The following is a 24075-nucleotide window of genomic DNA, read 5'->3' on the forward strand; positions in this document are numbered from 1 at the left end:
AAAAGCTTTTACGCACACGCTACGCCTGTTTCTCACTCAGCTCTTTTCGATTTTTTGGCTGAGGGTTTCTTTGAAGTCGTTTCAACAACCCGTTTTCCTGGCTCCGCGTTCTTAAGAAGACCGATGATCTCATGGAATGCGCCCGTCATTTCGACCATTTGCTCGGCCATTTGCATGGGCGTTGCGCCGTGTTGATCTTGAGCCTGCGGATCCGCACCAGCATCAATGAGCAGCTTTGCGGTCTCATAAATTCTCTGTGAATCGATCTTGAATCGAAAGACGAATTCCTCGTTCACATAGTCTTTTATAAGAAACGCTGTTCCTAACGGCGTGTGCAATGCCGTGCGGCCGATTTTCGATTTGGCCTGCACATCGGCTCCGGCTTTAATCAAAGCAGCAACGGACGCGGGTTGCGCCTTGCTTGCAGCTAACATCAGCGCGGTGTAACCGTCAGCGTCCTTCAACTCAAGCTTTGCGCCGCCTTGGGCCAATGCATCGATGACTTCGGCATGGCCTTTTTCCGCGGCAAACATGAGCGCGGTTTGTTTGCCTCGGCACCGCAAGTTGACATCTGCACCCGCCGCCAATAACAACTGCACTGTTCCGAGCGAATTCGAAGCGGCAGCAATCAACAGGGGCGAAAGTTTTGCTCGGTCGAGGGCATCGACTTCGGCACCATTCTTGAGCAGCAACTGCACGACGTCGGCATGCCCCGATTCTGCCGCCCACCCAAGGGCAGTGCGATGCATTTGAAACCCGCCCTCGCGGACCATAGCAACGCCACCTTCCCTGAAGACAAAGCTAAAGCCGCTATCACTATCTTGGACGTTATCATCCTTCACAGAAACGTCGGCTCCATTTTGCAAAAGTTGTGCAACAACCTCAGCGTTTCCATGCGCGGCAGCCAACATCAGGGGCGTAAAACCTGGGGACTCGGGTCGCGTGTCACGAATGTTGACGTCCACTCCCGCCTGCAGCACTTCACTCACTTTGGCCGCATCGCCCGATTGAGCCGCCAAAAACAAGCCTTCAGCGGACGAATTCTTGTGGTGTTCACTTGCCATTGCGATCTCAAGTAATTTAACAAGATTACATGCACTAGCCGGTTAGCCATTCAACGGCGTCATACAGTTGGCATTCATGATACCGGGATGGCTTGGCGAACCACAAGCAAATGCATCGAGATTTCCAGCACCACCGCATGGAAAACGACATGCTCAGGTGAAATTACTCAACCTTGCTACCGTGGAACCGATAAGTCACTTCACCAGCGTGGCCATTGGCAGCGTCCTTTTTAGGATCCATTGGCAGGTAGGTGCCTTGCGTGGAATTCAACAATTCGCGTTGAGAACGGAACTCCTCGCCACCTTGCCAAGCTGCGGCGCGGACGTATGTGCCATCCGACATGAGTATCCGCGCCCGCGTGTTATCGCGTAGGTAAATGGGAACGATTTCATCGCAGACGCGTTTGCGCAATTCTTCCGCTTCGATGGGAAACATCACTTCCACGCGGCGGTCAAAGTTACGCGGCATCCAGTCGGCACTGGAAAAGAAGACTTGAGCTTTCGCTCCCTCGCCAAAGATCAAAATGCGGCTGTGTTCCAGGAATCGATCCACGATGCTGCGAACGTGAATGGTTTCGGAAATTCCTTCCAGCCCAGGCCGCAGGCAGCAAATGCCGCGAATGATCAGCTCAATCGGCACACCTGCCTGGCTTGCTCGGTAAAGAGCCTCGATCGTTTCGCGATCCACAAGCGAGTTGAGCTTCGCGAAAATAAACGATTTCTTTCCCTCGCGGGCACGCTGCGCCTGCTCGTCGATGAGTTCCACCGTACGTCGATGCAAATCTTGCGGAGCGATGATCAACTTTTGCCACTCGTGGCCTTGCGAATAACCGGTAAGAAAATTGAACAATGCCGAGGCATCTTCGGCGAAAGCTCGATCAGCTGTGAACAGCCCCAAGTCCGTGTAAAGCCGAGCGGTGGTTGGGTTGTAGTTGCCCGTACTGAAATGGACATACCGGCGAACTTTCTTCCCTTCCTGCCGCACGACCATCGCCAGCTTGCAGTGTGTTTTCAAATCCATGAAGCCATACACCACGTGCACGCCGGCTCGTTCCATCTGGCGCGCCCAGATGATGTTGTTCGCCTCATCGAAGCGGGCCTTCAGTTCGACCAGCGCCGTGACCTGTTTGCCATTTTCAGCCGCTTGAATCAACGCCCGCACAATGGGACTGTCGCCACCGCTCGTGCGATATAGCGTCTGCTTAATGGCCAGCACGTTAGGATCTTCAGCCGCTTCTTGAATGAACTGCACCACCGGATCAAACGAGTCGAACGGATGATGCAGCAGAATATCACGTTGTGCGATCACATTGAAGATATTGTCGGCCCGGCGTAATTCGGTCGGCATCCGCGGAACAAAGGGAGCATCACGCAGAGTTTCTTTGTCTACCAGCCGAATCAATTCGCCCATGCAGGTGAGGTCCAGCATGCCGTTGATATGGTAAACGTCCGAGTAAAAGCGGCCGTCGACCTCATCGCGGACGTGCAGTTGCTCTTCATTGACCAGCATGGCCAACAGATCGGAACTCATCCCCGCTTGCACTTCCAGCCGCACCGCTTCGGAATGTTGCCGCACGCGCAGCTTGGATTCAATGGCCCGTAGCATGTCGTCGGATTCGTGCTCGAGTACGTCGATGTCCATGTCCCGAGTCATACGAAAACAGGCGTGATGCGAAATTTCATAACCGCCAAAGAGTTCGGGCAACTTCGCAGCCAACAACTCTTCGAGCATCACGTACTTGTTTTCGCCCGGTTGACCAACGTCGATGAATCGCGGTAATACGGTCGGCAATTGCACCACGGCAAAAATATCAGTCGGGCCGAAGCCACTCGCCCGATGCAACAAAGCGACCAGATAAAAACCGCGATTGTGAAACCGCGGACTAGGATGGCTCGGGTCAATCGCCATCGGCGTGAGCACCGGGAACGCCCGCTGCCGAAAGAATTCATTGACGGTCTTCCGTTGGGCTTTGTCTAAATCCTTCTCGGCGAGAATGTGGATGTTGTTCTGGGCCAACTCGGGCAGAATCGCATCGTTGAAGCAGCGATATTGCTCATCGACCATGCGTCGCGCGCGTTCCGAAATGCGCACCAATTGCGCGACCGGCGTCAGACCATCTGCGGTGATATCTTGTGGTGCCACGCCGCCAAAAGCTTGCTCGCGCAAACCTGCCACCCGCACCATAAAGAACTCGTCGAGGTTCGAGCTGAAGATCGACAAAAACTTCGCTCGCTCCAAGAGCGGATTGGACGATTCTTGCGCTTCTTCCAAGACGCGCGAGTTGAATTCCAACCAGCTCAACTCGCGGTTGATGAAATGCTCGGGAAGAAACAGCGAAGAATCAGTCATGGTGCGAAAACTTAGAGCAGCAATTTCAGACAGCACAAACGCTAGAGCGTGCCTCTGCAGTATAGCTTATTGAATCCGGCGAAACTGGGGGATTCAGGAGTATGCCGGCAAAAGATGGGGCCTAAATCGGCACTTGAACCGCATTGCGATTGTGGCGAACCGCGGGGCCGATGAGTTGGGCCATATCTTCGGCATCCAGAGCTTCCCGCTCAAGCAAGGCATTGGCGAGCACAGCGAGCTTTTCTTTATTTTCCGTCAACAACTCCGCCGCCCGGTCAGCGGCCGAGTGCAGAATCTTAGCAATTTCTTCATCAATGACCTGGGCAGTCCGCTCGCTAAACGTCCGCTGCTCGTGTGCCATTTCCCGACCCAAGAAGGGATGCTCCTCGCCATTGCTGTAGGCCACGGGCCCAATGCGTTCGCTCATGCCCCAACGTGTGACCATTTTGCGTGCGAGTTCAGTGGCTCGCTTGAGATCGTTCTCCGCACCGGCACTAAATTGCGAGAACTCCATCTTCTCGGCCGTGCGTCCTGCAAGGACCATGGTCAACATGGCCTGCATTTGACTTTGATTGGCATTGAATCGATCTTCTTCAGGAACCAACTGAGTCACACCAAGTGCCCGCCCTCGCGGAATGATCGTGACTTTGTGTACCGGTTCACAATCGGGCAACAGCCAAGCCACAAGCGCATGCCCCGATTCGTGGAAGGCTGTCACCTTCTTGTCTTCGGGAGTAAGAATGTCCTCGCGCATCGATCCCATTAAAACTTTATCACGCGCGTATTCAAAATCTTTGGGACCGACCTTGTCATTGTTTTGCCTTGTGGCCCACAACGCTGCCTCATTCACAAGATTACGAATGTCAGCGCCCGTAAGCCCCACCGTAGCCCGTGCAAGTTTGTCGAAGTCCACTTCCTCGGTCATGGGGACGTTCTTGCTGTGAAGTTCAAACAGCTCTTTGCGCCCCTTCACTGTGGGTCGATCCACGGTCACATGTCGATCAAACCGTCCCGGCCGCAACAGTGCCGGATCAAGCACGTCGGGACGATTCGTCGCAGCAAGCACGATCACCGTCGACGTGGGACTGAAGCCGTCCATTTCGCTCAAAATTTGGTTGAGTGTCTGCTCCCGTTCATCATGGCCACCACCCATACCTGCGCCACGCTGCCGCCCCACGGCATCAATTTCGTCGATGAAAAGGATCGCCGGCGAGTTTTCTTGAGCGGTCTTAAACATATCGCGCACCCGGCCCGCGCCGACGCCGACAAACAGTTGGATAAACTCAGAACCGTTGATCGAGAAAAACGGTACACCCGCTTCGCCCGCAACCGCCCGAGCGAGCAGCGTCTTGCCGGTTCCGGGAGGGCCCATCAACAACACCCCCTTGGGCACCTGGGCACCTAGTCGCTGGAACTTAGGAGCGTCTTTCAAATATTGAACAATCTCTTCGAGGTCTTTTTTCACGCCATCCAAGCCAGCCACGTCGTCGAAGGTGATTTTGCGATCACTCGCATCGTAACGCCGTGCTGGACTCTTGATGACGCCGCCCAACATCCCCCCGCCCATCATCTGGTCGCGCGTGCGGCGCATCATGTTCCAGGCGAACAGCACCAACAGACCAAGCCCCAGCAGCGACAAGAAAAAGAAAAGGTCGTCGTAATTCGCCGGGTTTTCCGCGCGGATCTCAATGCCTTTTGCTCGTAATTGAGCGAGCCATTCCTCACCGACTTGCGGCGGCAACGTGCTTTGGAATTTTTTGATGGGGGCCGGTTGCTTATCGGCGGCTACCGCGGGATTCGGAACTTCCACGGGCTCCTTAAATTCGCCGATCACATGCCGCGAAAGAATATTGATCTTCGCGACGTTACCCGCCTCGATTTGGTCGAGCAGTTGGCTGTAAGAGATCGAGGGCTCTGCTCCCCAACTGGAGAACAGTAGAAATACCGTGGCCATGCCCAACAACAGAAACACCAGCCATTGCGTGGGATTGCGCTGGGAACCAGAAGGTTTTGCGGTGTCGCCGTTTTTTTCTTTTTCAGCCATGAATTCACATGTGAGAGAATGAAGATCAATCGAGCCTCCTCATTCTAGGCGGGGCACGCGAGAATTTCGAGCGGGATCAACCGCGCTAGTTGAATCGCTTGATTTCGCCCTGCACTTTGCCTTCCTTGAAGGTCGCTTCCGCGATCTTTTTGCCCGTGTCATTGAACTCGGCCATGGGGCCATCAAGTTGGCCTGCCTTGAATTGAGCCTGTTGCCGCATTTGGCCGTTCTCGAAATATGTTGTCCGCTCACCTTCCACTTTGCCGTCGACGATGTTGGCTTTCACCTTGGGAGTCTTGCCGTCTTCATAATAAGTGACCCATTCCCCGTGCCGGATGCCGTTCTTAAAACTTTGCTTGCTCTCCAGCGTGCCATCCGCGCGGCGCACTTCAAAAGCCCCCTCAGGCTTACCCTTCTTAAAGGTAATGGTCTTACAAACCTCGCCCTTGGGATGCCAGTAGTTCCACTCCCCTTCCATCACTCCGCCAACGTAGTTCCCTTCGGCGAACTTCTGACCGTCCGGATAATATTCGACGTAAGGACCATCGTTCACGTAAGTATCGTCCGAAAGGATCGAGACATTACGCTCCGAGCGGAGCTTCCCATCCTCGTATTTATCCTCGACCTTCTGTTTACGAACTTCGCGTCCGGGGGGATCGGATTCCGGCTCATCAAGATACACGTCGTCCGATTTGGCTTCTTGCGCGGAAGCAGGAACGACCCAGGCAATTCCCAAACAGAGAATGCATACAAACGAAAAGAACTTCAACGCGGTCATGTATTTCATTCCAAGAATGTGATGAATTAAATTTGGCTATCAAGAGTTTAGCCCAAAGATGCTTGAGCAGACCCATTCAGTATGACATCTCCTTCGCGGCAGACCAATCGGTTGGTTGGCCGGGACGACGGGAAATTGCCTGCGAGGTCGAACCACCTATTCGGGCTGACGCGATTATGCGGGTCACAGCTGAATCTGCCAATTTGCGGGAAAACAGGCATCTTTCTCGACGACCAGAATTCCGTCCCGCAGCGAACAGAAATCGTTGATCTCGCAATCACCCTGATTACCGGGATTCACGATCTGTGCCCGCGCGCCAATCCGACAGTTTTTGTCGATGATCGCTTTCTCAACGAGCGCCCCTTCGCCGATCCCAATTGGGGTCCGCTCGCTATGCCGGGCGATGTCGTCGTCCGTTTCGTAAAAGTCGGCCCCCATGATGATCGAGTCGCGAATCGTCACGTTCCGGCCAATCTTGCAACGCAGGCCAATCACGCTATTCACAATATGCGCCCCCGGCTCGATGATCGAACCATCCGCCACGAGACTGCTTTCCACGGTTGCGCCATCAAACCGCGTCGGCGGTAAGAACCGTGGCCGCGAGTAAATTGGCGCCGACGGCGTGGTCAGCTCGTAAGGAGCATTCGGTCGCGTGAGTTGCAAGTTCGCTTCAAAGAACGAACGAATTGTGCCGATGTCCTCCCAGTAACCGTCAAACAGGTGCAGTTGGACTTTGTGTGACTCGATCGATTCAGGGAACACTTCTTTGCCAAAGTCGCGATGATGAGTTTCGTGCAACAATTCTGCCAAAACAGCGGCATTGAACACATAGATGCCCATGCTCGCCAAACAATCGCGGCCTTGGCTCTCGATGCCTTGCGCGTCGATCCACGCCGGATCGGTGCGCACGGAGTTGAGCAACTCCTCGGTCGTCGGCTTTTCGGCAAAACCAATGACTTTGCCCGTGTCGTCCGCCCGCATGATTCCCAGCGACGAGGCTTCGCTACTGTGAACCGGCTTGGTGGCGATCGTGATATCTGCCCCCGCATCGCGATGCGTTTTCAGCATTTCGCCGAAATTCATGCGATACAGCTGATCCCCCGACAGGATCACCACATATTTGATTCCTGGCTGTGTGAGGTAACGCAAGTTCTTCCGCACGGCGTCGGCGGTCCCTTGATACCAATCCGTTCCTTCAGTCATCGTTTGTTGAGCAGCGAGAATTTCGACGAACCCGCCACTGAAATTATCAAACCGGTACGTGCCCCGGATATGACGGTGTAAGCTCACCGACATGAACTGCGTGAGCACATAAATGCGGTTGAGTTGACTGTTGAGACAATTGGAAAGTGGAATATCGATCAAACGATATTTGCCAGCCAGCGGCACGGCGGGTTTGGAGCGATATTTCGTGAGTGGCATGAGGCGCGTTCCTTGCCCTCCACCCAACACAACAGCAATTGCATCACGCATGAAAAGGTAATCCTTTGTTTATCCACTAGCCGGTTGCGGCTTAGCGATCCTAGTTCTTCTAATCCTTAACCCTTGACCACAAAATTCACCATCCGCCCAGGGACGGCAATCACTTTCACAATTTGTTTCCCCGCGAGCAACTCGGCAACCTTCGCGTCAACACGAGCCGCTGCCTCCATCGCCGCGGCATCGGTCTCAGCCGGAATCGTGATCTTGCCACGCAGCTTACCATTAATCTGCACGGGGATTTCCAGTTCCGATTCGACGAGGAGTGATTCATCGTATGCTGGCCACGGCTCATACGCCAGGGTTTTCTCGTGCCCGAGTGCCTGCCACAATTCCTCCGCAATATGAGGGGCAAAAGGGGCCAACAGCAGCACCAGCGGCTCCATCGCAGCCCGCGGACGATGATCCAACTTTGTGAAGAAATTGCAAAACTCCATCATTCGGGCAATTGCCGTGTTGAACGACAGTTTAGCGATGTCCTCGGTCACGGCCTTAATCGTTTTGTGAAGCACTCGCTGCTGCTCGGTGGTCAAGGCATCGTCGCAAACCGCCGCGTTGAGCGTGTTTTGCTCGGCATGATCATCGAGAATCAACCGCCAGACACGGCTTAAAAACCCATGCACGCCGCTGACCCCTTCCATACTCCATGGCTTCGTCGCTTCTAAGGGCCCCATGAACATTTCATAGAGTCGCAATGAATCCGCACCATACTCCTTCACCACGAGATCAGGATTGATCACATTGCCGCGGCTCTTAGACATCTTCTCGTTGTTCTCGCCAAGAATCATTCCTTGATTCACGAGCTTCTTAAACGGCTCCGGCTCGGAAACCACGCCCCGGTCATAGAGCACCTTGTGCCAAAACCGCGAGTACAGCAGATGCAGTACCGCATGTTCGGCCCCGCCGATGTAGAGATCGACCGGCATCCACGCCTTCTCCACGGCTGGATCAATCGGAGCTTTGTCGTTCTTCGGATCGAGAAACCGCAAGTAATACCAGCAGCTTCCGGCCCACTGCGGCATCGTGTTCGTTTCGCGCTTGTACTTCACCCCATCGATCACGGGATAGAGCCATTCCTCAGGCGCTTTATCCAGCGGTGGCTCGGGTCGGCCATGCGGCTTAAAATCTTCCAGATGCGGCAGATCGACCGGCAATTCTGACTCAGCCACCGCACGAATGCGGCCCGTCGGTTTTCCGTCGGCGTCGAGCTCATGCAAAATTGGGAACGGTTCACCCCAGAATCGTTGACGACTAAACAGCCAATCACGTAATTTGTAATTGACCGCCTGCTTGCCAACGCCATGTGCTGATAACCAATCCGTAATCTTTTCTTTGAACTGCGTAGTCGTGAGCCCGTCAAACTTACCTGAATTGATGGCAACACCATTACCGGGAAAGACCTTATTACCCGCCAGTACGTCATCCCGATCGCTGGCGGTTTCGCCGGGATCAACAACGGCCTTAATCGTAATGTCATACTGCTTCGCAAACTCAAAGTCGCGCTCATCATGCGCCGGCACCGCCATAATTGCCCCCGTGCCATAGCTGATCAGCACATAGTCGGCAATCCAGATTGGCACCTTCTCGCCGTTCACGGGATTTATCGCATAACTCCCCGTGAACACGCCGGTTTTTTCTTTGGCGAGTTCCGTGCGGTCGAGGTCACTCTTCGCGGCCGCCTTTTCGCAATAAGCCTTCACCGCCGCCGCGTTCTCTGCCGTGGTCAGCTTCTCCACGAAGGGATGCTCCGGCGCGATCACCATATAAGTCGCGCCAAACAGCGTGTCAGGCCGCGTGGTGTAGATCCGCAGAAAATCATCTGCCGGCTTCCGTGAAAATGCTTGTCCACGGCGCTGCAACGTCACACTCGGCCAATTGGCAGACGGGCCAATATAAAAATCGACTTCCGCACCCGTGCTGCGTCCAATCCAATTCCGTTGCAGAGCTTTCACGCTCTCAGGCCAATCGACTAGTTCCAAGTCTTTTTCCAAGCGACTCGCGTAAGAAGTAATTCGCAACATCCATTGCCGCAGCGGCATTCGCACCACGGGATGGCTGCCGCGCTCGCTTTTACCGTCGATCACTTCTTCATTGGCCAGCACCGTGCCCAGCGCAGGGCACCAATTCACCGGCGCAAAACTCTGAAACGCTAGGCGATGCTCGTCTTGATAGGCCAGCACCGCGGCAGCACCCTCGTCGGCTACGTCCGAAGGGATCGGCAGTTCCGCAATTGGTCGTCCCTTTTGTTGTTCCTCATCAAACCACGTGTCGAACAGCTGCAAGAAAATCCATTGCGTCCAGCGGACATATTCCACGTCGGTGGTCGCCAGTTCGCGTGACCAGTCGTAGCTGAAACCGAGCATCTTCAATTGCCGACGGAACGTGGCGATGTTCTTCTCGGTTTGGATGCGGGGATGCTCCCCCGTTTTGATGGCATGCTCTTCCGCGGGCAATCCGAACGAATCGAAGCCCATCGGGTGAACGACGCTCTTGCCCTGCATCCGAGCCGCCCGGCAAACAATGTCGGTCGCCGTGTATCCTTCTGGATGCCCCACGTGCAAGCCGTCGCCACTCGGATAGGGGAACATGTCCAGCGCGTAGAGCTTTTCACCCTTTGGCATTCGCGGGGCGACAAACGTTTGGTGTTCCTCCCAATAGGCTTGCCACTTGGGTTCGACGACGGCGGGATTATAACGCGGCATGAGAAATGTCAGGCTGTAAAAAGGACGCAAGCGAGCCGGGTCACGGGCACAAACACGAAGTGTTGGTCGGACCCCAGTTCCAAGCAGCAAGAAAACCGCTAATTCTACAGCAATTAACGACTTGCGCGAACCGCACAGCCGTTGACGTTTGTCCGTTCCGCTAAGTACGATAACCAGTTTGCAGCCGCCTGTGCGGTGCCGACTGGGAATAGCGTCTGCCGACGGGATTTTAAGAAACATGGAAAAGAGCAAAGTTGCCATTGTCGGCCTGGGAACCGTTGGCTCGGGCGTTGCCAAGATTCTGCTCGAATTCGGCGACCGCACCGCCCGCCACGCCGGCCGCACCCTGTGGTTGGAGAAAGCCGTCGTTCGCGATCTCAAAAAAGCTCGCAACTGCGACCTCCCCGACGGCATTCTCACCGACGATTTAAACGAAGTGCTCGACGACCCCGAGATCGAAGTCGTCGCCCATTTGGTGGGGGGCATCGAACCGGCCCGCACGATCATGCTTCAACTGCTGGAACGCGGCAAAGACGTCGTCACGGCCAACAAAGCGTTGCTAGCGGAACATGGCCCCGAACTCTTCGATCGCGCCCGCGAGCTGGGCCGCTCGATAGCCTTTGAAGCCTCCGTGGCGGGTGGCATCCCCATCATCGCCAACATTGGCCAATGCCTGTCTGCAAATCAGATTGAATCCATGCAAGGGATTCTCAACGGCACGAGCAACTTCATTCTCACGAAGATGCACGAAGATGGAGCCGCTTACGCCGAGGTACTGGCCGAGGCCCAAAAGCTTGGCTATGCCGAAGCCGATCCCACGATGGACGTCGATGGCGCCGACGCGACCCAAAAGTTAGCCATCCTCGCACACCTTGCCTTTGGTGCCCGCGTCGATTGGCAAGACATCCCACGCTCGGGCATCGATACGCTCGACGTGGCCGACGTGCGTTACGCTCAAGAGATGGGCTACAAGATCAAGCTTCTCGCCGTAGCCAAACTCGTGGACGACGGTTTGGAACTACACGTTTCGCCCACGTTGGTGAAAGCTGGCACACCACTCGCCGAGGTGGGTGGCCCGTTCAATGCCATTCGCGTGGTGGGCGATGCCGTCGGGCCACTGCTCTTTTACGGTGCCGGCGCCGGCCAAATGCCAACAGCTTCTGCGGTCGTGGCCGACATGATCGACACCGCCGTGGGCCGCACCAAAATCACCTTCAAAACGCTGGAACTGTGGTCACGGCGCGAAGCCCGTGTGACACCCAACGATTACGCCCAAGCCAAAGGCCGCTTCTATTTGCGTGTGAACGTCGACGACCATCCCGGCGTGCTCGCCCAAATTACGACTGCCCTCGGCAAGCAAAAAGTTTCTATTTCGTCCGTGCTGCAACACGAAGCCGAACCCGGCAGCCAAGTCCTGCCACTCGTGATCATGACCCACGAAACCACCGCCGGTGCCGCCGCCAAAGCCTGCGAAGAAATCGCGGGACTAAGTTGTGTCAAAGGCGATTTGGTCCGCATGTGGGTCAGAGATTAGTTAACCACGAAGATACAAAGGACACAAAGACAGTTGAGTTGAAGTGAGTTCCTACGACCCCATAGCTGATGAGATAGAAAAAATTGCACATGAAGTGATTCAGGGTGCATTTCGAGTTCACAAAGCCCTGGGGCCTGGGTTACTTGAATCGGTTTATGAATCATGCCTATGTCATGAGTTGGCTAAGTCTAACTTAAAGTATGTAAGGCAAGCTGTACTACCAATTATCTACGACGATTTGGTGCTAGAATCTGGCTTACGTATCGATCTTTTGGTTGAGGATTGTGTGGTCATTGAACTGAAATCTTGTGAACAATTAATGCCACTGCACGAAGCGCAGTTATTGACCTATTTAAAACTATCGAAAAACCGTTTGGGACTTTTAATCAATTTTAATGTTCGTCTACTCAAAGACGGTCTCAAAAGAATAGTAATTTAATCTTCCTTTGTGACCTTCGTGCCTTAGTGGTTAATTAAATTATGAAATACGCGATCATCATCCCCGACGGTGCTGCCGACGAGCCGCAAGCTTCGCTTGATGGCCAGACGCCGCTCGAAGCCGCCAAGACACCCGCCATGGATGCCGTCGTGGCGTCGGGCGTGATCGCGCGGGCTTGTCACACTCCCAAAGTCCTCCCCGCGGGCTCCGAAGTCGGCAACATGAGTCTCTTGGGCTACGACCCGCTCACCAACTTCACGGGCCGTGCACCTATCGAAGCCGCTGCCCAAGGAATTGAGCTCTCGCCGGACGATTGGGCCATTCGCTGTAATCTTGTCACGGTCCAAGACCAGATCATGAAAAGCTTTACGGCCGGCCATATCACGACCGAAGAAGCGACCGAACTCTTGGCCACGGCTCAAGAAAAACTGGGCGGCAACGGTTTGGAGTTTGTTCCCGGCGTGAGCTATCGCAACCTGCTGATTTGGCGGGGCAAACAGCGTCCTGCCCCGTTCACGATGGAAATGCGAGCCACTCCGCCCCACGATCTCACCGACAAATCGGTCCTCGACAATTTCCCCCGCGGCCCTGGCAGCACAGTCCTCAACGAATTGATGACCGAAACAATCGCGCTGTTCGCCGATCATCCGGTGAACAAACGCCGCCTTGCTGCGGGTAAGCCTCCTGCAACGAATGTCTGGCTCTGGGGCATCGGCAAGGCGCCCAAGTTGGCTCCGTTCACCGAAGCCTATGGCCCACGTGGCGCAATGATCACCGCCGTCGACCTACTGCGTGGTTTGGCCGCTTTGGTCGGGTGGCAACGCATCGAAGTCCCCGGCGCCACCGGCTACACCGACACCGATTACGCCGCCAAAGGCCGCTATGCGATCGACTCCCTCAAGGAAATCGATCTGATTTGCGTCCACGTCGAAGCCCCCGACGAATCGTCGCACGAAGGGGACTGCGGCAAGAAAGTCAAATCGCTCGAAGAGATCGACACCCACGTCGTGGGCCCACTCGTCGACGCCTTGAAGTCCTACGGCGACTACCGCCTGATGATCTCCCCCGATCATCCCACGTACCTCAGCACCAAAACACACACCCACGGCAACGTCCCCGTCGCCATGGCCGGCACTGGCATCGAGGCCGACGAGTTCACCACCTACGGCGACACCAACGCCGCCCAATCCTCGCTCGCCTTCGACGAAGGCTGGCGCACAATGGGCTGGTTCATCAAAAAATAACCACAAAGACACAATGATCACAAAGTAGAGATTTCAGATTTTGATAATTTGCAGTTAATTCTTCTTCGTGCGCTTTGTGCCTTCGTGGTAACAAACATTCTCCACTCCGTATTACACAATCCGAAATCAAACATGGGCATCATCGTTCAAAAATTTGGCGGCACCAGCGTTGGCACACCTGAAAAAATCATGGCTGCCGCGCGCAAGGCCATCCGCTCCCAGCAGCAAGGTCATCAAGTCGTGATGGTCGTGAGTGCCATGGGCAAGAACACCGACGTGCTTGTCGATCTTGCCGGGCAAATCTCCACGAATCCCTCGGCGCGTGAAATGGACATGCTCCTTTCCACCGGCGAGCAAGTGAGCGTGGCACTCATGGCGATGGCAATTCATGAACTCGGCAGCAAGGCCGTGAGCCTTACCGGTGGGCAAATCGGCATCAAGACCGACAGCTCGCACACCAAGGCTCGCATTCAGTCGATCTCCACCGACCGCATGCGTAAGCATCTCGATGACGGCAACATCGTTATCGCCGCGGGATTCCAGGGCATCGACGATGATTACAACATCACCACTCTCGGCCGCGGTGGGAGCGACACAACCGCCGTGGCCCTTGCCGCCGTGCTGAAGGCCGACGCTTGCCAGATTTACACCGACGTCGACGGCGTGTTCACGACCGATCCGCGCATCGTCGCCGAAGCCCGCAAGATGGATCAAGTCAGCCACGATGAAATACTGGAACTCGCCAGCCTTGGTGCCGGCGTCATGCACAGCCGTTCCATCGAATTCGGCAAGAAATTCGGCGTGCCGATTCACGTCTGCAACAGCGCGAGCTTCAGCGACGAGCCCGGCACAATCATCGGCCTGCATCCCGAAAGTTTGGATCGTCCGGTGAGCGGTGCGGCTCTCACCAAGAATGAGGCTTGGATCACCATCAGCAACGTTCCCGATCAGCCGGGCACGATGGATATGGTCTTCTCGCTGATCGGCAAAGTGAACGTTGCGGTCGACATGATCGTGCAGAACGTCGGCGAAGGGGGCAAAGCCGAGATTTCCTTCACCGTGCTCGAAACCGATTTGCCCGCCACATTGAAAGCCGTAGAACAGGCCGCCAAAGAATTGGGAGCGGAAGTCACCCATCAAGCCGATGTGTCAAAGGTTTCCATCGTTGGCCTCGGCATGGCCACACAAACGGGCGTGGCCGACCGCATGTTCCGCGCCTTGGCCGACGAGAAGGTCAACATCCTGGCGATCACCACCAGCCAAATCAAAATCTCGGCCCTCGTGAAACGCGAACAAGCGATGCAAGCCTTGCGGGCCGTGCATAGCGAATTCGAACTTGAAAAGACCCCCAAGGATCGCGCGGCCTTCGGCGACAAACCGTCGACCACGGGCCAGCAAAACGCCATCGACATCGTGGCTCGCCTGCAACGGATGGAAGACCTCACCATCGAAAGCGTTCAACTCGACGAATCGCAAGGTCGCATCACGATATCACAAGTCCCCGACAAGCCCGGCATCGCCGCGGAAGTTTTTGAAGCGGTCGCCGCCGAAGACATCATGGTCGACATGATCGTGCAAGGCACGGGCCGCGATGGTCAAGCGAATTTGAGCTTCACCGTGCCCAGCCAGTCGGTGGCAGCAGCATCGGAGGTCGTCACCAAAATCGCCGACCAACTCGAATGCGGGCCGGTCACCACCGCTTCACAAATCGCGATTCTGTCGGTCTTCGGCATCGGCATCCGCACGCACACGGGAGTGGGAGTTCGCACCTTCCAGGCACTCTCCAAGGCGGGGATCAACGTCGAAATGGTCGGCACCAGCGAAATGCGCGTCAACATAGTCGTCGCCGCCGACAAGGGTGAAGATGGCCTCAAAGCCCTCCAAACCGCCTTCGCCGACGTACTGGGTTAGCAATACGATTCCGTGTTAGCCGCGACGAGTTGCGAAGCAACGCAGAGCGCGCCTACACATTACTGACCACCACTATTCGAGATATCCGTCAGAACATCCTCGGCCACGTAGATTGGCAGCGGCGGATCGCAACTCACCGCCACGGCAATCGCGTCACTCGGTCGGGAATCGATCTCGATGAGTTCCCCATCCTGCCTCACGCGGAGCTGCGCGTAGTAGGTGTGATCCTTGAGCTCGTTGATGATCACATCCTGAAATTCCCCGCCCATACTCTCGACGGTGTTCACCACCAAATCATGGGTCAGCGGCCGCGGGGCTTCGATGCCATTCACGCGACGGTTGATGCTCATCGCCTCGAACATGCCGATCAAAATCGGGAAGGTGCGAGTCCCTTCAATCTCACGCAGCCAGATCACCTGCTCAGCGGTGACCTCGCTGATAATGATTCGCGACAATTCCATGGCGACTGGCATCGGTCAACTCCAACGAAAAACTTCGTGGTTAATAGTCCTGCTTAAATTATAAGGCTCACGGCACTCCATGCCAGAGTTGCGTGCAAATCGTGTGACTTCTCACGCCAACTTCGCCAGCGCGGCTTCCACCGACTCAAGTTGCTCGCGTACTTCCGTCAATTTGCTCCGCTGCTCGTCGACGACGTTCGCCGGGGCACGGCTCACAAAATTCTCGTTCGAGAGCTTCGCGTTGAGCGAATCCACGAACTTCGCCAGATTGTCGCGTTCCTTTTCCAACCGGGTCCGTTCCGCCGTCACGTCGAAAAACGCGCTAATATCGACGTGGACTTCCATGCCTTCGAGCGGCTTACTGGCCACGCGTTCCGGCGGAGTCACGTCGGCACCCCAGGCGGTCGCCGCGGCGTGCGCCATCGAAAGAAAGTAGGGCTCCATCGGTTTCAAGAGTTTTACCGTCTCGGCATCGCACTTTACCGAAAACTGAATCGGCTCGCGCGGCGGGATATTTTTCTCCTGGCGGATGTTCCGCACGGCCCCCATCACGGTCTGGAATTTCGCAAACTGCGCCTCGATCGTTTTGTCGATCCACTGCGCATCCGCTTCAGGCCACTCCGCAACGCAAATACTCTCCGCGGGGCGGTCCTGCTTCAGCAGGCCGCGATTCGGCGCCGCCTGATTCAACAGATGCCAAACTTCCTCAGTCAAAAACGGCGTCATCGGATGCAACAACCGCAACAACGTATCCAGCGCGTGAGCCAGCACCCGCTGCGCGACGGCACGTTGCTCAAGAACGGCAAACCGCGCCTTCGTCATTTCCACATAGAAGCTGCAGAACTCATCCCAAGCAAAGCCATACAGCGAACGCGCCGCATCGGCAAAACGATATTCCCCGAGCGCCTTCGTCACTTCGTCGGTCACCGTCGCGAGCCGCGATAACAGCCAGCGATCTTCGAGTAATAAATCTCCGGGCGCTGACGCTGACGGCTCGCCGCCTTCTAGATTCATCAACGCGAACCGCGAGGCGTTCCACAACTTGTTGCAGAAGTTGCGACCCAACTCAAACCGTTCGCTCACCACCGCCCCGCGCGGCAGCTTTTGATCGTCTTCGGTGCCGTGCGATTGCGACCACTGCGTGCCGAACGGCCGGTGGCATTTGTCGCACTCGATCCGCGGCAACGTGCGGTTCTTTTTCGTTTGGGCAATCAACGACTGGCAATGCGGGCATTCAAACTCCACCGGCATGCGGACGTCTTGCGTCTCGGTCGTCAGATACGCCAGCCCAAACCGCAGCGAATCGGCCCCGAACTTTTCGATCACGTCCAAGGGATCGACGCCGTTCCCCTTCGACTTCGACATCGTTTCGCCGAAACCATCGAGAATCTTCGGATGAATGAAGACCTCGGGAAAGGGCACTTCACCCATGTTGTAAAGACCAGCCAGCACCATCCGCGCGACCCACAGCGTGATAATATCACGCGAAGTGATCAGCGTGCTCGTGGGATAAAACTTCGCAAGCTCCGGTGTTTGTTCCGGCCAGCCAAGCGTCGAGTGCGGCCATAAGGCGGACGAGAACCAGGTGTCGAGAACTTCGTCATCTTTCTCTAATGACCTAATTACATCGGCAAGATTATTCGTCGCCTCTGTTGCTGCTGGAAAGCTTGGCAAAAGCACACCATAAGTTGGTCCCGCATTAAAGTCAGTTGTGAATTTCTTAATTCCATCAAAGAACTGATCTACGCGATTCGAATGCGTGCAAATGCGGATGTCGGACTTGCTCCCAAAGTTGAGACCTTCTTGAACTTGGATGAAATATTCGTCGGGGTTGAATCCCGCTGCAATGCATGCCTTTTCAAGTAATTTAGCTGCTTCTTGTTTATCATTTTTCCAGTTATCTACATCATCAATGGCAACCAGTGCATGCCACACTGGTATCCGATGTCCCCACCAAAGTTGTCGACCCACTGGCCAATCGCGTTTTTCACTGAGCCAATCCAGATACGTTTTCTTGTAACGCTCGGGAATAATCTTTACACGCCCGTCCGATACTGCGTCCATCGCCGATTGCGCGAGCTCGTCCATCTTCACGAACCACTGATCGGCCAGATACGGCTCGATCGGCGTCTTGCTACGATCGCTGTGGGCTAGATCGATGTCACGATCTTCGATTTCCACACAAAGCTCGGCTGCTTCCATGTCGGCAACCACTGCCTCGCGGGCTTTCTTCATCGTCAGGCCGCGATACTTCTCCGGCACGCTGTCGTTGAGCGAGCCGTCGGTGTTCATAATGTTGCGTATATCGATCGACTGATTGCGTTGCCACACCTGGTAGTCGTTCTCGTCGTGTGCGGGGGTGATCTTCACACAGCCTGAACCCAGTTCCGGCTTCGCCCATTCGTCGGCGATGAGCGGAATCTTGCGACCTGTAAGCGGTAGCTCCAACATCACGCCGCGTTTGGCCATGTCGCGAAGTTTTTCGAGTTGCGGCAGCATCTTCGTGCGGCGTTCCAAAAGCAGCGTCGCTTGCTCTTCGAGTTCCCCTTTTTCCTTCGCGCTGGCAGCGATAATCTTTTCGCGCAGTTCGGCACTCACTTTGTCGAAAGCCTTCGCCGGATCGGGATGCACCGCCACGGCCGTATCGCCGAGCATTGTCTCGGGTCGCGTGGTGGCAATCGTCACATGCGTTGGTTCCCCCGGCCGAGGATCAATGACCGGATAATTAAAGTGCCAGAAGTGGCCCTTGGTGGCTTCGTGGAAGACTTCGTCGTCGCTCACCGCGGTTTGCAGGAATGTGTCCCAATTCACCAACCGCTTGCCACGATAGATTTTGTTGTCGGCGAACAACTTGAAGAACGTCTCGCGCACCGCGCGGGCGCATTGATCGTCGAGCGTGAACCGCAGCCGTTCCCAGTCGCAACTCGCGCCCAGTTGTTTCAGCTGCGAAAGGATCCGCTGCTCGTATTGTTTCTTCCAATCCCAAATCCGCTCGACGAGCTTCTCGCGACCCAGATCGTGCCGCGTGAGTTTTTCCTCTTCAAACAACCGGCGTTCCACCACGGCCTGCGTGGCGATCCCCGCGTGATCGGTCCCCGGCATCCACAGCACGTTGTAGCCCTGCATCCGCTTCATGCGGCACAAAATATCTTGCAGCGTGTTGTTGAGCGCGTGCCCCAAATGCAAGGCCCCCGTCACATTCGGCGGCGGGATCACCACGCAATAGGGCGGCCGTGGATCGTCAGCCACGGCATGAAAATAGCCTTGGCTTTCCCAATAGGGATACCACTTGGCTTGAGCCGCAGAGTGATCGTACTGGGCGGGAAGTTCAGACAACGAGGGGGGATTCGGATTCGACATCAGAGGCTTAGACACAATCGAGAAAACAACGGTTCAGCGCAACAAAAAGGCCATTGTCCCATCACTTTCGCAGCGAGACAATGGCCTATTTCCGTTGGCAATCTATGCAATTCCCTCGCTTGCATCCAAGGATATTAACCACAAAGACACGAAGAGCACTAAGTAGCAAATTATTCGTGGTATTCGTGTCGATTCGTGGTTACCCTCTTCGTGTCCTTTGTGCCTTTGTGGTTACCCTGACCGCGCTAACGACAACCAAGCGTCGTCGCGATCGTCACCGGATAGTATCGTCCCTCGACGATGTGCCACAGATTCCCCCCGACGTGCAGCACCGCCACGCGGCGATTCCCATGCCATTCCCAGCGCTCGCCGGTCGCCAAATCAAACACTCGGGCCGATGACGGATAACGCAGCAACTCCCAAACGCCCTTGCCGTTGAGTTGTACCGCGGCGCTGCGTCCTACGTTATCGAGTTGCTTCAACAGTCCCGGGGCACGTTCGTTCAACATGCGGGCTTGCATTTCGGGCGATAGTTGCAGATCGAAGGCCGTGGTTGGCATGACGGTCCCTTCGCCGAACGCGAATTCAAATCCGCCCCCCTTTTTGGCCAGCCCCCAAGCGCGCTCGCCGAGTTGCTCATTGTAATAGTTGTAAACCAATCCGGGCTTGATCTCCGCGGGCGTGACCCGCACAAGCTCCACGGTTTCCAAATTGGGATGCAGCCGGTAAACGCCCGTGTGATCCTCCGCGGAAGCCACTTGAGCCACCGCAGCCTTAGAACTCAACAGCTGCACTAACAACATCATCCAAAAAGCGAACGTCTTCATAAGAACCCCTCGGACCATACATGCGAAACGACCCTCAAATATAGATCACGGTTAGCCGGCAGCGTCCCGCTGCCGTGCACGCCGCTGCCGTCAATCCAATTCGCCCCCAAACCCGCTGCTAGCAGCCCAATTTGGCCCATCTTCTGGCCTGCATCATTCTGCGGTGATTTGGTAAGCTTCGCCGCTATTTTTCGCGCTCGGCGTCGCTTCGCGGCACCGCGCGGTTAACTGGATTTTTCGCCACATGCTCAAAGCGCTTGAACTCAACGGCTTCAAAAGCTTCGCCGATCGCACGCGGCTGGAGTTCCATAACGGCATTACGGGCGTTGTGGGGCCTAACGGTTCGGGCAAGTCGAACGTCGTCGACGCGATCAAGTGGGTGCTGGGCAATCAAAGCCCCAAGGCGCTGCGCGGCAGCGAAATGACCGACGTCATCTTTGGCGGCTCGCGTTCACGCAAACAGAGCAATGCCGCCGAAGTGACGCTGTCGTTCGACAACAGCACCGGTGTGCTCAACGTCGACGATGCCGAAGTCCATGTCACCCGCCGCGTGTATCGCAGCGGCGAAGCCGAATACCTGATCAATCGTCAGGTTTGCCGCCTGAAAGATATTCGCGAAATTTTCGCGGGAATCGGCGTCACCACCGGCGCCTACAGCATCATCGAACAAGGACGCGTCGATGCCCTGCTGCAATCTTCGCCCAAAGAACGCCGCCTCATCTTTGAAGAAGCCGCGGGGGTGAGCCGCTTCAAACTCAAACGTCAAGAAGCCGCACGGCGACTGGAACGCATCGAACAAAATCTGCTGCGGCTCTCGGACATCGTCGAAGAACTCGAATCCCGCTTACGCACGGTTCGTTCTCAAGCCGGCAAGGCGCGTAAATACAAAGAACACTCTGACCGTTTGCGCCAGCTGCGTATCCAATTAGGCCTTGCTGATTGGCGCAAACTGACGACCGCGCTCACCGAGCAAAATCAGCAGACTGAATCACTGCGTATTGCCGTTAACTCGGCCCGAGAAAACGCGGCTGCGCGGGAAGCCGAATTGCAGGCCGTCGAGCATGCCATCGACCAATGGCAACGCGAGTCCCAAGAAGCCGGGGCCAAAGCGGCCGCGGTTCGCGAGCGTATTGCCCAATGCGAATCGACCCGCCGCAGCCAACTCGCCCGGATTGATGAGCTGGAACAAGAAACCGAACGGCTCGAGCGCCAGCTCTTGGCGATGACGTCCAAAGCCGGCAACGCTCAGCAAATGGTGTCGGAAAACACCGAGCAACTTCAAGCCGCGGAAAGCCAATTTGCGGAACTCGACGTACAAGCCCGGCAGCAACAAGCGGAACTCGATTTGGCCCAGGCGGCCCTCGCCCAATGCCGGGGCGATTTGGAAAAATGCCGTACCGATCACACCCAAGCCTTTCGCGATGCCACGCAGCTGGAACACCGCATCCAGATTATCGAAGCGCAACGCCAATCAGCCGTCGCGACCGGTGAACGCTTCCGCCAGCAGGTCGAACAAACCCGCCAAGCCAAAGCCGAGATTCTCGAACGCTTCACCACGGCCAACGACCAGCTTCGCATTCAAGAAGCTGCTGCGGAACAATCACAGCGGACGTTGGAACTCGCCCAAGCCAAGCTACGCGAACACCGCACACAGTTGACCAAAGCCCAGGCCCAGTTCGCCGAACTGAATGGCCGACTCACGGGCGCTCGTGAACGCGCTTCAGTCCTTGAAGAACTCGAACGCCAACTCGACGGTTTGAGCGCAGGAACCAAAGAAGTTTTGCGGCTCGCCCGCACCGAACCCCATGGTCCCTTCGGACAAGTCCACGGGATCGTGGCCGACTTGTTGCACGTCGACGCCGACACGGCCTCCTTGGTAGAAATCGCGCTGGGCGATCGTGCGAATTGTCTCGTTATTGAGAAAGTCGATCCACGCTTGGTCAATATGGCTGAGAACGAGTGGGCCGGGCGCACGAGCTTTTTGCGGCTTGATGTTCCGCTGGTCGCCAGTGCGGTTGATCGGATTGATCTTTCCAACGAACCGGGCGTCATGGGCCGAGCCGACCAATTCGTCGAAATCGCGGCAGAGCTGGCCCCTCTCACGCGACGGCTACTGGGCCGGCATTGGTTTGTGGATTCGCTCAAAACCGCATTTCAACTGGCCGGTGGTATTGGCCGTGGTTTGAACTTTGTCACAGTTGTCGGAGAAGTCGTATCGGCGGACGGAACGCTGACCGTCGGCCCACGACAATCGTCGTCGGGCTTGCTTTCGCGCCGTAGCGAATTGCGGGCCCTCGTCGATGAAATCCGCGACATGGAACACAAGATCGACGAGCAACGCACCAATTGTTCGCACCTGGAAAAAACGCTGCACGACGACGAGCAATCGCTGACCGAACTTACCAAACAGCACGACCGGACGTCGCAGACGACCAACGAAACTCGTCTGAAGGTTGCTTCTGCCCGTGAGCGACTCGACCGTGCCACCGAGGAGTTAAATTCCGCAGAAGCCGAGTTGCGTTTGCACGATGAGCAAGCGACCTCCGAAGACAATGAACTCACCGATATTCGCGGTCAACTCAAGCAGCGTCAGACGGATCTGGAAAATTTCCAAAAGCAGCTTGAGCTGCGCACCGAACAGGGTTCCCGTTTGGAAGAACAACTCGCCTCGCTTCAACCGAGCGTCACCGATGTTCGCGTAGCCCTCGCTCGCAGCGAACAACGGCGCGATGGCCTCCGTCGGCAGATGGAACAATTGCACCGCGATCACGCCGAGCACGACCGTGCCTTGGAAGAAACTCGGCAACGCTCGGTCGATTGCCGCACACAGCGAACCCAATTGCAACAATCGGTTCTCGAACACACGACCGAACTCGCCGAACTTTACGCAGCCAAAGATCAACTCACCACGGGCCTCACCGATTGGTCCGCCAAGCACGAAGACCTTCGCAAACAACGCACGACCGCCAGTCGCAACGTCGAGGGTTTGCGCTCGCAGCTTCTCGAAAACCAATCCAAGTTACAGCAACTTGATCACAAACTTCAGCAACAAGAGCATCAACGCAAAGAACTGGCCGAGCGGCTCAAAGAAGATTATCAAATCGAGCTGGCTGTGATGGCTGTGACCGAACCCCCGGTCGAAATCACCGGTCGCGACGAAATGGAAAAAGAAATCCGAACACTCCGCGACCAACTTTCCGGCATAGGCCCCGTGAGTCTCGACGCCCTCACCGAACTGGAAGCCATTGAAGAGCGGCATTCGTCGCTCGCCAAGCAGTACATCGATCTCAAGACCGCCAAAGCGAAGCTCGAACAGCTCGTCGTGAGCATCAATTCCGAAAGCCGCGATATCTTCGTGAAAACGCTCGACGTGATCCGCGGGCATTTCCAGGAACTTTACCGCAATCTGTTTGGCGGTGGCGAAGCTGATATCATCGTCGAAGAAAGCGAAACCGATGACGTGCTCGAATGCGGCATCGAGATCATCGCTCGCCCCCCCGGCAAGCAGCCACGCAGTATCTCGCTGCTATCAGGTGGTGAACGAACAATGACGTGCGTCGCGTTGTTGCTAGCAATCTTCCGCAGTCGCCCCACCCCATTCTGCGTGTTGGACGAAGTCGACGCCGCGCTCGACGAAGCGAACATCGACCGCTTTGTGGAGGTCTTGAAGCAGTTCATGGCCAACACACAGTTTATCGTCGTCACACACAGCAAGCGGACGATGTCCTGCGCCGACACGCTCTATGGCATTACCATGCAAGAATCTGGCATATCGAAACGCGTATCGGTCCGCTTCGAGGATGTCCGCTCCGACGGTTCGATCGTCACCAGCCAAGCGGCGTAAATTTTTTCTTAGGCGCGTTGCAACGCTTCCTACAGAAC

The 24075-nt window shown here is 55.9% G+C and carries 14 protein-coding genes and 1 pseudogene; 5 read left to right on the forward strand and 10 right to left on the reverse strand.

The window, feature by feature from the left end; all coding sequences use genetic code 11:
- Positions 1-32 precede the first annotated feature (32 nt).
- The 7 genes and pseudogenes from AC6T8Q_RS07590 to leuS form a co-directional block, all read right to left on the reverse strand.
- Positions 33-773, reverse strand: coding sequence for an ankyrin repeat domain-containing protein (locus AC6T8Q_RS07590; protein ID WP_500678561.1), 741 nt, complete (start codon positions 771-773; stop codon positions 33-35).
- Positions 774-842: 69 nt separating this feature from the next.
- Positions 843-1079: pseudogene (locus AC6T8Q_RS07595) on the reverse strand (ankyrin repeat domain-containing protein); the annotation flags it as partial.
- Positions 1080-1227: 148 nt separating this feature from the next.
- A complete protein-coding gene (ppk1, locus tag AC6T8Q_RS07600) occupies positions 1228-3414 on the reverse strand; it encodes a polyphosphate kinase 1 (protein WP_496919815.1) in 2187 nt (728 codons plus the stop codon).
- 121 nt (positions 3415-3535) lie between these two features.
- Entirely contained in the window at positions 3536-5458 is a 1923-nt protein-coding gene (ftsH, locus tag AC6T8Q_RS07605; protein ID WP_500678498.1) for an ATP-dependent zinc metalloprotease FtsH, read from the reverse strand.
- A gap of 85 nt (positions 5459-5543) precedes the next feature.
- Positions 5544-6236: a toxin-antitoxin system YwqK family antitoxin gene (locus tag AC6T8Q_RS07610; protein ID WP_500678499.1), complete on the reverse strand. Its 693-nt coding sequence runs from the start codon at positions 6234-6236 to the stop codon at positions 5544-5546.
- Positions 6237-6419: 183 nt separating this feature from the next.
- A complete protein-coding gene (locus AC6T8Q_RS07615; RefSeq protein WP_500678500.1) occupies positions 6420-7709 on the reverse strand; it encodes a glucose-1-phosphate adenylyltransferase in 1290 nt (429 codons plus the stop codon).
- Positions 7710-7774: 65 nt separating this feature from the next.
- Complete coding sequence (gene leuS / locus AC6T8Q_RS07620; RefSeq protein ID WP_500678501.1) at positions 7775-10417, reverse strand: leucine--tRNA ligase; 2643 nt, start codon at positions 10415-10417, stop codon at positions 7775-7777.
- 238 nt (positions 10418-10655) lie between these two features.
- Between leuS and AC6T8Q_RS07625 the strand changes: the two genes are divergently transcribed.
- From AC6T8Q_RS07625 to AC6T8Q_RS07640, 4 genes are all read left to right on the forward strand, one after another.
- Positions 10656-11951, forward strand: a complete 1296-nt coding sequence (locus tag AC6T8Q_RS07625) for a homoserine dehydrogenase (protein ID WP_500678502.1) — start codon at positions 10656-10658, stop codon at positions 11949-11951.
- Between the two features lie 43 nt (positions 11952-11994).
- Positions 11995-12390, forward strand: a complete 396-nt coding sequence (locus AC6T8Q_RS07630; RefSeq protein WP_496919821.1) for a GxxExxY protein — start codon at positions 11995-11997, stop codon at positions 12388-12390.
- 41 nt (positions 12391-12431) lie between these two features.
- On the forward strand, positions 12432-13634 hold the full coding sequence (locus AC6T8Q_RS07635; RefSeq protein WP_500678503.1) for a cofactor-independent phosphoglycerate mutase: 1203 nt from the start codon (positions 12432-12434) through the stop codon (positions 13632-13634).
- A gap of 132 nt (positions 13635-13766) precedes the next feature.
- Positions 13767-15545 (forward strand): aspartate kinase, encoded by a 1779-nt coding sequence (locus AC6T8Q_RS07640; protein ID WP_500678504.1) that lies wholly within the window; start codon positions 13767-13769, stop codon positions 15543-15545.
- 59 nt (positions 15546-15604) lie between these two features.
- Here the strand turns inward: AC6T8Q_RS07640 and AC6T8Q_RS07645 are convergent, their stop codons facing one another.
- The 3 genes from AC6T8Q_RS07645 to AC6T8Q_RS07655 form a co-directional block, all read right to left on the reverse strand.
- Positions 15605-16018: a bifunctional nuclease family protein gene (locus AC6T8Q_RS07645; RefSeq protein WP_500678505.1), complete on the reverse strand. Its 414-nt coding sequence runs from the start codon at positions 16016-16018 to the stop codon at positions 15605-15607.
- 99 nt (positions 16019-16117) lie between these two features.
- The gene (locus AC6T8Q_RS07650) at positions 16118-19366 is read right to left on the reverse strand and encodes a valine--tRNA ligase (protein ID WP_500678506.1); all 3249 of its coding nucleotides are present in this window, start codon (positions 19364-19366) and stop codon (positions 16118-16120) included.
- A gap of 245 nt (positions 19367-19611) precedes the next feature.
- Entirely contained in the window at positions 19612-20193 is a 582-nt protein-coding gene (locus AC6T8Q_RS07655) for a hypothetical protein (protein ID WP_500678507.1), read from the reverse strand.
- A 244-nt stretch (positions 20194-20437) separates the two neighbouring features.
- Here AC6T8Q_RS07655 and smc point away from each other — a divergent pair, with 244 nt between their 5' ends.
- Positions 20438-24037: a chromosome segregation protein SMC gene (gene smc, locus AC6T8Q_RS07660; protein WP_500678508.1), complete on the forward strand. Its 3600-nt coding sequence runs from the start codon at positions 20438-20440 to the stop codon at positions 24035-24037.
- Positions 24038-24075 lie beyond the last annotated feature (38 nt).

Source organism: Bythopirellula sp., from assembly GCF_041737835.1.
Taxonomy (GTDB): domain Bacteria; phylum Planctomycetota; class Planctomycetia; order Pirellulales; family Lacipirellulaceae; genus Bythopirellula.

Excerpts from the sequence above, each read along its gene's own strand:
- AC6T8Q_RS07590 (WP_500678561.1), bottom strand. The coding sequence starts at position 773 with ATGGTCCGCGAGGGCGGGTTTCAAATGCATCGCACTGCCCTTGGGTGG.
- ppk1 (WP_496919815.1), bottom strand. The coding sequence starts at position 3,414 with ATGACTGATTCTTCGCTGTTTCTTCCCGAGCATTTCATCAACCGCGAG.
- ftsH (WP_500678498.1), bottom strand. The coding sequence starts at position 5,458 with ATGGCTGAAAAAGAAAAAAACGGCGACACCGCAAAACCTTCTGGTTCC.
- AC6T8Q_RS07610 (WP_500678499.1), bottom strand. The coding sequence starts at position 6,236 with ATGACCGCGTTGAAGTTCTTTTCGTTTGTATGCATTCTCTGTTTGGGA.
- AC6T8Q_RS07615 (WP_500678500.1), bottom strand. The coding sequence starts at position 7,709 with ATGCGTGATGCAATTGCTGTTGTGTTGGGTGGAGGGCAAGGAACGCGC.
- leuS (WP_500678501.1), bottom strand. The coding sequence starts at position 10,417 with ATGCCGCGTTATAATCCCGCCGTCGTCGAACCCAAGTGGCAAGCCTAT.
- AC6T8Q_RS07625 (WP_500678502.1), top strand. The coding sequence starts at position 10,656 with ATGGAAAAGAGCAAAGTTGCCATTGTCGGCCTGGGAACCGTTGGCTCG.
- AC6T8Q_RS07635 (WP_500678503.1), top strand. The coding sequence starts at position 12,432 with ATGAAATACGCGATCATCATCCCCGACGGTGCTGCCGACGAGCCGCAA.
- AC6T8Q_RS07640 (WP_500678504.1), top strand. The coding sequence starts at position 13,767 with ATGGGCATCATCGTTCAAAAATTTGGCGGCACCAGCGTTGGCACACCT.
- AC6T8Q_RS07645 (WP_500678505.1), bottom strand. The coding sequence starts at position 16,018 with ATGCCAGTCGCCATGGAATTGTCGCGAATCATTATCAGCGAGGTCACC.
- AC6T8Q_RS07650 (WP_500678506.1), bottom strand. The coding sequence starts at position 19,366 with ATGTCGAATCCGAATCCCCCCTCGTTGTCTGAACTTCCCGCCCAGTAC.
- AC6T8Q_RS07655 (WP_500678507.1), bottom strand. The coding sequence starts at position 20,193 with ATGAAGACGTTCGCTTTTTGGATGATGTTGTTAGTGCAGCTGTTGAGT.
- smc (WP_500678508.1), top strand. The coding sequence starts at position 20,438 with ATGCTCAAAGCGCTTGAACTCAACGGCTTCAAAAGCTTCGCCGATCGC.